Here is a 10,842-nt window from a genome sequence, read left to right as displayed (position 1 = left end):
TAGCTCCTAATAACTTCTCGGGATTCATGCCCACAAAGATAGGATATATTCGTGATATGTGATAAGGTTTATCAACCGGGAAAATCCGCTGACCCATTCTTAGTGACAATGCGGGATACAGAACAAAAATAAAACGACTGACTTCCATTTCTGAAAGTCAGTCGCATCAAGTGATCCCGCTGGGGCTCGAACCCAGGACCCCATCATTAAAAGTGATGTGCTCTACCAGCTGAGCTACGGAATCTCCCTGTTTGCTTTCCTTGAAAAGCGAGTGCAAAGATAAATTCTATTTATTTACGATGCAACTTTTTCTTTGATATTTTTACAATTATTTATTCGGGTAGTTGATGCTATGCCGGATACACCGCAAATATACAACTGGTTACAACCATTTTTTTCGCCTGAAATAATAGAGAATAGACCCCGCCGAGAAAATCATGAGCAGTATCGAAAACTCATACCCGTACTCCCAATGCAGTTCCGACATATCATCGAAGTTCATCCCATAAACGCTGGCTATCAGCGTGGGAGGCATAAAGATTACCGAAATTATGGTAAACATCTTTATTATCTTGTTCTGCTCGATGTTTACAAACCCGAGAAAGGTGTCTTGCAGATAGTCCAGACGGTCGAAACTAAAGCGTATGTGCTCCAACAGCGAGTTGATGTCCTTTATTATTATCGTCAACTTACTGTGCAACTCTTTAGGGATAAGCTCGCTTTTCAACATGCTCGATATGGCACGCTGTTTGTCGATGATATTTTCGCGGAGCATCATCGTTTTTTCCTGAAGGTTTTTAATCTCCATCAAAAGCTCTTCGTCGGCTTCCTTCAGACTGATACTATTACTGAGGGTAGTAATCCGTTGCGTCATTTCTTCAATCATATCGGCATCAACTTCAACCCGTGTTTCGAGCAACGCAACGAAAACATGATAGCCGGTAGGATAATTTTTGGGATTTGCCGATATTTTTTTGACGGTTTCCTGAAACGAAATCAGTTCTTCGCCACGAACGGTAATGAGAATATTGTTTTTCAGGATAAAAGAAACCGGTTCACGTTCAAAGTTACTGAGCAGAAAGTTCGAGTTTACGACCAGCGAATCGGTTGTTTCAATGTATCGAGACGACATCTCGATTTCTATCATTTCTTCTTCTTCCTGAATATAAATTTTTAGATAATCCTCCAGTTCGTTTTCGATTTCCTCGTCTACGTTGTTCAAGTCTATCCAAAGGAAATTCTTGATTGGCGTGGTTTTCAGGAATTCTATGCTGCGGCTTACGCGTATTACATTGTCTTTGTGGTAAAATAGTTTAACTTCCGACATACCTACTTCCTCCTTGTGTTTAATAGGTTTTTGATTCTTCTTTATTTCACTCGTTTGCGCGAATCTCGTCTCGAGGCATGTACTTTTGCACAATGTTTGTCAGTTCCATAAATTCTTCGACCGACAGCTGCTCCGGGCGTTTATCGAATATGGGCATCGAAAATGCTTCGTTATCTTTCCCGAGCAAGGGTTTTGTTGAGTTTCGCAATGTTTTCCGGCGCTGATTAAAACTGGTTTTAACTACTGTCTTAAACAGTTTTTCGTCGCAATCGAGTTGCGTTCGGGTGTTTCTGACCATTCTAACCACCGCCGATTTGACCTTGGGCGGAGGGTCAAAAACTTTTTCACTAACCGTAAACAGATACTCAACATCGTACCACGCCTGCAACAGAACGCTCAGAATGCCATAAGCTTTCCGGCCGGGCTTTGAGGCCAAACGTTCGGCAACTTCTTTCTGAAGCATACCCGCACAGCAGGGAACATGTTCTTTATAGTCGAGCACTTTAAAAAATATTTGCGATGAAATATTATACGGATAATTTCCTATCACAGTAAATTTGTCCGGATAAATCTCTGTCAGATTCAGTTTCAGAAAATCGGCCTCAATAATACGCCCACGCAATGCAGGGAAATTTTCGTTAAGATAAGGAACAGAATCGCGATCCAGCTCTACTACTGTCAAATCAAGATTCTTTTCCAACAGATATTGGGTCAACACTCCCATACCGGGACCGACTTCAATTGCGGGTACGTCAATAAAATCGTCTAAAGTATCAGCAATAGCTTTAGCAATATTCAGATCTTTTAAGAAATGCTGTCCTAAGAACTTTTTAGGTTTTACCGTACGCATCCGTTAGTCTTATAAAAATAATTATATTTGCGAGTACAAAGGTAATCATTTTATCCTTGTTTTACCTGTGTTTAGTCAATAAAAGTGTCAACGATAGGTTTTTACCACCTGTCTTAACTAAATAACAAAAGATGAGCAATACGCCACCCGCAAAAGAACCCTCTCAGAAGAAAAAGTCATTACTGTCAAGCGCATTACAGATAATAGTGCCTCTTGCATTAGGTGTCGTTATACTTTATTTTCTGTATCGGGATACCGACTTTGCCGGAATGTGGCACATTATAAAAAATGCAAATTGGGGCGTACTTACATTCTCACTCATATTCGGGCTGTCGGGTAATGTTATCAGGGGATTACGTTGGGAGTTGCTAATCAACCCGTTGGGTTATTACCCCAAAAGAAGAAACCTAATCTACGCCGTATTAGGGAACTATGCTGTAAACTTTGCCATTCCCCGTGCGGGCGAAGTGTGGCGATGCGGCGTAATTGCCGACAAGGAAAAAATCCCGTTCACAAAGCTGATAGGAACACTTATCATAGACCGCATGTTCGATACCATTATGGTAGCATCCATCATCGCCGTAGCTTTTCTGTGTAATGTTCCCCTTTTTCTGACCAAAAGCAGCGAATTCAACCTTCCGCCTATGCTCACATCAGTCTGGTTCTATGCAGGATGCGTGGGCATTGTTGTGCTGGTACTCATCGTGATGACCATATTTAAAGAAACATCTGTTATCAAGAAAATACGGAATTTCCTTACAGAAATGTGGAACGATATGAAAAAGGTTTGGCAAATGAAACAAAAAAAACGTTTTTTTATCTATACTTTTAGCATCTGGCTTTCATATTTTCTTTATTTTTACGTAACGTTCTTTGCTTTTGGTTTCACACAAAATCTGGGTTTGGCGGCCGGGCTATTCGTTTTTGCGATAAGCAGCGTCAGTATGGCTATACCATCTAACGGCGGATTAGGCCCGTGGCAAGCTGCCGTGGTATTTGGGTTGTGCGCTTTTTTTGTAGACCTACCCGAAGCAAAGGCTTTTGCTACAGCCGTATTCGCTTTCCAATCTATTTGGGTTGCACTGTGCGGACTGTACGGTATTATAGGACTGTCATTACAGAAGAAAAAATAAATTCATAAACATAAAATATTAAAACTATGTCGAAAGAAATTCTAAATCTAAAGCCTGAAAATGTTTGGAAGCATTTTTATGACTTAACTCTAATTCCCCGCCCAACAGGGCAGATGGACGAAGTAGTGAAATTCGTAGCAGACTTCGGTAAGTCATTAGGGCTCGAAACGCGTGTAGACGAAGTAGGAAACGTGGTTATCACAAAACCTGCTTCTGCCGGAATGGAAAACGCACCAACTGTTATCCTACAAGGACACTTGGATATGGTTCCACAAAAGAACTCGGACGTTAAGCACGATTTTGCAAAAGATCCCATCGACGCATATATAGACGGCGACAAAGTAAAGGCCCGTTCTACAACCTTGGGTGCCGACAACGGTATCGGTGCTGCGGCAATAATGGCGGTTCTTGAAGACAAAAGCCTTGTTCACGGAAAGATAGAAGGACTCTTCACTACCGACGAAGAAGTTGGTATGGTTGGTGCATTCGGTTTGAAACCCGGATTTTTGACAGGTAGCATTCTTCTGAATCTTGATACCGAAGACGAAGGCGAACTTTGCGTTGGTTGTGCCGGAGGTGCCGATGTTGATATCAGCTTCCAATACAAAGATGTGGAAGTTCCCGAGGGCGAATCGGCCATTAAAGTAAGTTTGACTGGCCTTAAGGGTGGTCACTCAGGATGCGAAATCCACTTGGGCCGTGCCAATGCCAACAAACTTATGTTCCGCTTCCTGAAAGAAGCTGTACGCGATTATGAAGCAAGACTTTCGTTTATTGATGGCGGTTCTCTACGTAACGCCATTCCTCGCGAAGCTTTTGCTATCATCACTGTTCCCGCAGGTAGCGAACAAGAGGTGATAGACTTGGTTGCATCGTACAACGATCTGTTTGCGGTTGAATTTGCCAGCACAGAAGGAAGCATAATTTTCAAAGCAGAAAAAACAGACCTTCCAAAAACCTTGTTCCCCGAAGAAATACAAGACGACCTGATTAACGCCATTATTGGTGCGCCAAATGGTGTGCAAAGCATGCTTACAGACTTCCCCGGAACGGTAGAAGCTTCTACAAGCCTTGCTTCGGTAAAATCGCAACCGGGACTGACTGAGGTTAAATTCCTTTCAAGAAGTTCGTCCGAAAGCAAAAAAGAAGCGGTTTGTTCAAGCATCGAAAGTGTATTTGAACTTGCAGGAGCTAAAGTAGAAATAGTTAATCCCTATCCAGGATGGCAACCTAACATCAAGTCAAAAACGTTGGCGGTGATGAAAAAGGTTTATAAAGATTTGTACGGAAACGAGCCTGTGGTTCAGGTAGTTCATGCTGGTTTGGAATGCGGTATCATTCTTGATAGCACTCCAGGGCTCGACATTGTATCGTTTGGCCCAACAATCATGAACCCACACTCGCCCGACGAGTATGTAGACATCGCCACAGTAGGCAAATTCTACGACTATCTGATTGCAACCCTTGCCAATCTGAAATAAGGAACAATCGTTCTGAAATAACAGAAAAGAGGGTGTGTCAAAATGAAGTGGCCCCCAAAAGTTGGACTGATTAATACTTAAATTAATAGTGAAAGAGTTCGGTAATGTACCGGGCTCTTTCCATTTAACGACAGTGCCCAACAATACTGTTTATGCTATCACTGCACGTCCATTTTCCACTTTCAAATAACCTTTATCTATAGCTTTAAGCATCCCTCTACGCATTGCGGCATCAACATTCGAACCGCCTCGGGCAAAACCCAAAAGCTGAGCCGATAGTTTGGATAAGTCTGTTGTTGGCAAACTTATTTCATCTGTCAATATATACTTCATTGCATTAGCAACTTCCTCGGGTGGAAGATCAACAGCATCTCTCAATCCTGTTCGAAAAAGGTCATATTGCAAGTATTGCTCTTCATTTGCCCAATAGAAAGACAAATTCTCATCATATGATACATAATAAGCACTGCACTGCAATAGTTCATTGAGATAACCATCTAAGCGTTGTCCTAATCTTGAAATACCCCATGCGGAAAGTATTCTTTTGCAAAGCAACGGCTTGCTTATAGGTGCTTCTGTCTCTATCACTTCTTTAATCTGATCCAGTATTGTTGTTCTATGCCCCGGATAGAAGAACTCCTCACTACCATACGGTGAAGACATTAAGGATGATATCCGATAAGATGATATCTTATTCTCAACAAATTCGGTGGGAGATGATATATTTCCTATCGTTTCACTTTTCGTCTCTACATTTTTTTGTGGAGCTATAATTTCTATATCAACATCTGTCCCTTTGGCCATTAAAGCTTCTTCTATGGAGGTCAAAACGGCATTAGGATTCTCCCACCAGTCTAAAGTCCATATTTTAAGTATTCTCCAACCAAGCATTCTCAATACACTATTTTGTACTATTTCCCGATCCCGAACCATTTTTGCCCGCCTATAATTTTCTCCATCACAAATAATACCAAGTTTATATATAGACGGATTATCCGCATCTACAATGCCAATATCTATTCTATAACCCGAACACCCTATATTAGTGTCAACTTTGTATCCTAATTTTTCGAGTTGATTGGCTATCAGATTGTTTATTGAATATTCAACAACCGCATTTTGCGTTCTATTTGCAATGTGTCCTCCTTTTTCGGCATATTCCAGAAATCGTTTAAGTCCTGCTACACCAACAGCTCTGGTTCTGTTAAGATCTATTTGATCGGAGCGTAAAGTCGAATATATAATCATTTCGTATCTGGCTCTCGATACAGCTACATTCAGCCTGCGTTCACCCCCCTCTCTATTAAGAGGCCCGAAATTCATACTTACCCGCCCTTCTTTATCAGGACCATAGCCTACCGAAAAGAGAATAACATCTCTTTCGTCTCCTTGTACGTTTTCCAGATTCTTGATAAATATAGGCTCTTCACATTCTAATGCCAGATTTTCTAACTGAGAATTGAGCATGAAAACATCGGACAATAAATCTTCGATAAGAGATTGTTGGACTGAACTGAATGTAACAACCCCGATGCTTCTCTTCCTTAGTTTTTCATCTTTCAGCCTTCTTACTATCTCATCGACTATGGCTTGCGCCTCTGCTCTGTTTTGTCGGGACTTACCCTTGTCATAATGTCCATCGATAGGAACAAATCTGACCTTAGATTCAATATTGTCTGGCGAAGGGAATGTCAATAGTTTATTATCATAATATTCCGAATTACTAAAAGCAATCAGGCTTTCATGCTTGCTTCGGTAGTGCCAAAGCAAATATTTGGATGGCATGGAAAGAGCCAGACAATCGTCCAAAATACTTTCCAGATCCTCCATTTCAATATTATCTTCGTCTGTAGAATTTACGGAAAAGAAATTAGTTGGAGGCATCTGTTTGGGGTCGCCCACTATTACTACATTTTTTCCTCGGGCAATGGCACCCACAGCCTCGTAAGTAGGCATTTGTGATGCCTCGTCAAAAACTATAAGGTCAAATTTATCGGCATCTACATCTATATATTGAGCAACAGATATAGGGCTCATCAGCATACACGGGCACATCCTCGGTAGCAGAGTTGGTATAAGATCAAATAATCGGCGGATAGAAATACCACGAGCATTGTTCCTGATATTTCGTTGCAAGATGCCGACTTCCGAATTTTGAGCCGCTTCTCTTGTAAAAGACGGAAGATTGGTAGCAAGTTTAGCCACCAACTCTTTTCGTGTTAATTGTTCAAAGTCGGCAACCAGTCTCTTATATTTTTCTATCGTATCATTAAAAATATTTCCTTTGAATAGTTGTAAATTCGGTTCCTCTGAAATAATATATTCGATAACAGTTTTGTAAAAGCTTTTATAAAACACATTCAAAAGTCTATTTGTATCAATGTTGTCTTCTTTATACTGATTGGCAATAAAACCTATTTGCAGAGCCTGCATCTTGTTATAGACGAGCAACCATTGATACCAGTCTTTGAGTTTATCCAAATTATCGTACCAAATATTAAGTTGCTTCAAAACAGAGTCTATCCAATTGTCAGATTGTTTATATAAAATATCTTCGCTTGTGCCCAATATACTATATAACAATTGTTCTTGCTGACCCAGTTTTGGGATAAGATTGTTTATTGTTATCAATACTCCACCATGCATCCCTCTGAAAGTGCTAATGCCATCTGATAATTGTAGCGATAATACACGTTTTATATTTGTCGCCTTGGATATATCTTTTGTATGCTCTTGTATTAATGAATTAATGGCTGAAGTATCTGTAATGATCTGTTCTATTGTTTTCCAATCTTCACTTCCATTACGACCAAACTTTTTGAAGTATATAGGCATATCGTTCTCATATTTTTTCAAATAGATTTGTTCCGATTGAAACTCTATTATATCCTCTAAAGTTGATGATACTTGATCGTTGTTCAATTGACTGGTTGCATATCCTATGAGTTGTTTTTTTATAGATCGTTGTCCAAAAAATTTAGGGATAAACCATTTGTTCAAGGTCCGATTCCAGTCGAACAGCATTTTTTTAGCGTCTATAGATAGTACCCCTTCCGAAAATCCGGAAAGTAAGCTTTGTTTTAAACGATCTCTGTTTTTTCCATGCTCGCACACATCCCTGTATTCGTCTAAAGTATCGCTTAGCTGAGGAGATGCTAATAACGAAGAAGTAAGTTCTGGAATATTCAGTAACTTATCAATTATGTCTGTTATTATTTTTGTGTTTTTCTTATCTTTATAAACTTCAAACTCGGAAAACAGATCCGGTAATTGATTGAGTTGCTTCCGAATATCGGATATAAGATCAATTAAATCTTGAATGCTTTTTGAAGCTTCATCTTTTATCGTAGACGAATATTGACCAATCGTAATACCGGTTAAGGGATGTTTATATGGATGTCCGCAAGCATTAGTTATAGATATTAGCAGCTCTAATGTTTCGTTCCATTGCTGAAGTTTGTTTTTATTCAGTTCGCATAAAAGCACTTCTGGTATATAAAATAGAGGATCAGCATCTATCTGTTGATATTTTACAATAGCATCGTAAAGTGAAATACCAAACGGATATACCTTGTGCAAAGCTTCTATATATTTATTCATTTCGGTACGCAGGGCAAAAATACGTTCGGCCTCCTGCTTGAAATTTTCAGGATGTGTAGTTTTTACAATATCAGTTGTTTCTTTTAGTTGCGAAAGAATCATTCCCTTTTTTGTTTTGTTGGAATGTAATTCCAAACAAAAGGGAGCTAAGCCGATAGCTTCGAGACGCCGTTGAACTACCGATAATGCCGCCATCTTTTCAGCAACAAATAAAACTCGTTTTCCTTTATATAAGGCATTAGCTATGAGATTCGTTATTGTTTGCGACTTGCCCGTTCCGGGAGGGCCATGCAATATGAAATTTCGTCCTTCGGATGCTTCCCAAATAGCCTCCAATTGCGAAGAGTCAGCACTGATAGGCAAAACAATCTTGTCGGGAGGAATTGTGTTGTCTAATGTTTTAGCATCAACTTCATATTCTTCAACGTTCCATTCTATTTTGCCATTCATGAGGCTGGAAACAACATTATTCTCAATAAGCTTATGAGAATTATTATGAATGTCGTTCCACATAATAAACTTATTGAAAGAAAATAGGCCCAAAATAGCTTGTTCTTCTACATCCCATTTTGGCTGATTCTTTATACTATTGCGAATAATTGAGTAAATGAGTTTTACATTCACGCCACTTTTATCCATGGGCAGAGGATCTAAACCTGGAATTGTAATATTAAAATTCTGACGAAGCATTTCCAACAATGTAATGTTCATCATTGTTTCTTCCTCTCTCGAACGGATTACATATCCTTTAGATGCCGATTTGCGTATTATTTCGACAGGAATAAGCAATATTGGCGCATAGCGTGGACGCTCACTCGATTTTGTTTCGTACCATTTCAATAAGCCTAAGGCTATATACAATGTATTAGCTCCGTTTTCTTCCATAGCCGTACGTGATGAACGATACAAATATGTAAGGGCTTTGCTTATTTCATTTTCGGTCAGATAAGAGCGAAGCCGTTTTTGTGTTAGTTCCGATTTTATCAGATCTGTTATAGGGTCGGCCTCCGAAACTGATTTGTAAAGTCCATAATCAAATAATGGATTGTCCCAATCAGTGGGTTTATGCATTATTCTAAACTCCTCTCCATCGGCTAACGCATCTTCGAATAAGTCGAGATTAGCAGAAATGAGTTGTAATGTGTTCTTTGTAATCCTTATATTCAGAAGATTATTCCGCAAACTTAAATCCAATAATTTTCGTTCCCACAATAATTGTTTGGTAACAACCACCTCCGAACTTATTCCTGACAAATCATAAGGATTTATTGCCTGTGGTGTTACTTGCGACCTATCCGAAATGGAAGTCACCTCTTCTTTTATTTCCCAATGTTGTCCATTTAATATTCGTTGTGGTATTGGTTTTATTCCTGAAAAACGAGCTCTTTTTACATCTATAGCCAGTATGAAATCGGGTTGCGAAATGCGTTTGTTGGCAATTTTTACAGCCTGATCGAAATCAATATTTTGCCCCATGTTCATGCAGGTAGTTTCTACCAGTGTGATGTCATTAATACCATCAGCGATTCTCTTATTAATTAGAGATACATCCTCGACAACGCTGTCAGGAAATGTTTCAGGAACAAGCCAGCCTCCAGCAAATGCATGTCCATTAACCACTATAATAAGAGAGTGTATCCCGATTGCCTCTAAACATGAGGCATATAGCAAAGCCATATCAAGGCAAGTTCCCAGTTTTTGAATCATTACCGAATCTACTAACCGGATTCGTTGTCCATAGTCTTCAAAACTGGCAGGTACAGTGCTATATATAATTTCTTGTTCGGCAATGGCTGTATATATGGCAGCCATTTGTTTTTGTACTCTATCGGGATTACGACTTTGATATTCGTCCAATGATGGGCTATCTGTCCATTGTTCTAAGATAGTTGCAGCCCGTTTGATTATAGGTATTGTTGCGGGATGATTGGGCGTAACAAATGCGGATAACATCTCCGGTAAAACAGCGATACCTCCCCATTGATCATAAGCCAAAATATTGATCGGATATTTTTCTTCAAACAAGAGCTCCTCTTTTGAATATATCTTTAGAGATATATCGCCAGATACGCGTTCTGTTAGCTGGGCAAAATAATTGGCAGAAAGATTTAACTTAGGTGTTTCTACTCTTGTCTTTTCTTTAGCATTGATTACTTCTATGGATATAGGAATGGTTGTTGTGAATTCGGGGTCTGCGGTCAACTCTATCTTCAAATCCTTTAGTACTTCTTCTGTTAGGTTTTCTATCGAAAAATCTCGTATAACAGATACCCGATTCTGTTGCATGGCAAAGTTTATAACAGGCAAATACGAAAATTCAACGTTTATTAAAGTTTGAATATTATCCATAGTGACTTATTTGTTACATATTACTTGCAATTATTCTTTTAGCTCGTTTTGATATTTTTGAAAAGTTTTCGCAAACTCTGTAAATGTTTTATTATTAACAAG

At 39.4% G+C, this 10,842-nt stretch carries 5 protein-coding genes and 1 tRNA gene; 2 read left to right on the top strand and 4 right to left on the bottom strand.

Annotated features, from left to right (window positions below):
* Positions 1 to 171: 171 nt before the first annotated feature.
* The 3 genes from M2132_RS10260 to rsmA form a co-directional block, all read right to left on the bottom strand.
* Positions 172 to 244 (bottom strand) — tRNA-Lys (locus M2132_RS10260).
* Between the two features lie 138 nt (positions 245 to 382).
* Positions 383 to 1,327 (bottom strand): magnesium/cobalt transporter CorA, encoded by a 945-nt coding sequence (gene corA, locus M2132_RS10255; RefSeq protein WP_280673259.1) that lies wholly within the window; start codon positions 1,325 to 1,327, stop codon positions 383 to 385.
* Between the two features lie 46 nt (positions 1,328 to 1,373).
* Positions 1,374 to 2,177: a 16S rRNA (adenine(1518)-N(6)/adenine(1519)-N(6))-dimethyltransferase RsmA gene (gene rsmA / locus M2132_RS10250; protein WP_280673260.1), complete on the bottom strand. Its 804-nt coding sequence runs from the start codon at positions 2,175 to 2,177 to the stop codon at positions 1,374 to 1,376.
* 131 nt (positions 2,178 to 2,308) lie between these two features.
* Between rsmA and M2132_RS10245 the strand changes: the two genes are divergently transcribed.
* Together M2132_RS10245 and M2132_RS10240 are read left to right on the top strand one after the other, a co-directional pair.
* The gene (locus M2132_RS10245) at positions 2,309 to 3,310 is read left to right on the top strand and encodes a lysylphosphatidylglycerol synthase transmembrane domain-containing protein (RefSeq protein WP_280673261.1); all 1,002 of its coding nucleotides are present in this window, start codon (positions 2,309 to 2,311) and stop codon (positions 3,308 to 3,310) included.
* A 26-nt stretch (positions 3,311 to 3,336) separates the two neighbouring features.
* A complete protein-coding gene (locus M2132_RS10240) occupies positions 3,337 to 4,791 on the top strand; it encodes an aminoacyl-histidine dipeptidase (protein ID WP_280673262.1) in 1,455 nt (484 codons plus the stop codon).
* Between the two features lie 150 nt (positions 4,792 to 4,941).
* Here the strand turns inward: M2132_RS10240 and M2132_RS10235 are convergent, their stop codons facing one another.
* Positions 4,942 to 10,740 carry a DUF3320 domain-containing protein gene (locus M2132_RS10235; protein WP_280673263.1) on the bottom strand — a complete coding sequence of 1,933 codons (5,799 nt, stop codon included), beginning with the start codon at positions 10,738 to 10,740 and terminating at the stop codon, positions 4,942 to 4,944.
* Positions 10,741 to 10,842 lie beyond the last annotated feature (102 nt).

The organism is Dysgonomonas sp. PH5-45, assembly GCF_029893235.1.
Taxonomy (GTDB): domain Bacteria; phylum Bacteroidota; class Bacteroidia; order Bacteroidales; family Dysgonomonadaceae; genus UBA1309.
Note: the sequence above shows the minus strand (reverse complement) of the source record. Positions and strands in the feature narration are given on the sequence as shown.

What these genes read in the sequence shown, in the direction of transcription:
- corA (WP_280673259.1), bottom strand. Translation starts at nt 1,327, where the DNA reads ATGTCGGAAGTTAAACTATTTTACCACAAAGACAATGTAATACGCGTA.
- rsmA (WP_280673260.1), bottom strand. Translation starts at nt 2,177, where the DNA reads ATGCGTACGGTAAAACCTAAAAAGTTCTTAGGACAGCATTTCTTAAAA.
- M2132_RS10245 (WP_280673261.1), top strand. Translation starts at nt 2,309, where the DNA reads ATGAGCAATACGCCACCCGCAAAAGAACCCTCTCAGAAGAAAAAGTCA.
- M2132_RS10240 (WP_280673262.1), top strand. Translation starts at nt 3,337, where the DNA reads ATGTCGAAAGAAATTCTAAATCTAAAGCCTGAAAATGTTTGGAAGCAT.
- M2132_RS10235 (WP_280673263.1), bottom strand. Translation starts at nt 10,740, where the DNA reads ATGGATAATATTCAAACTTTAATAAACGTTGAATTTTCGTATTTGCCT.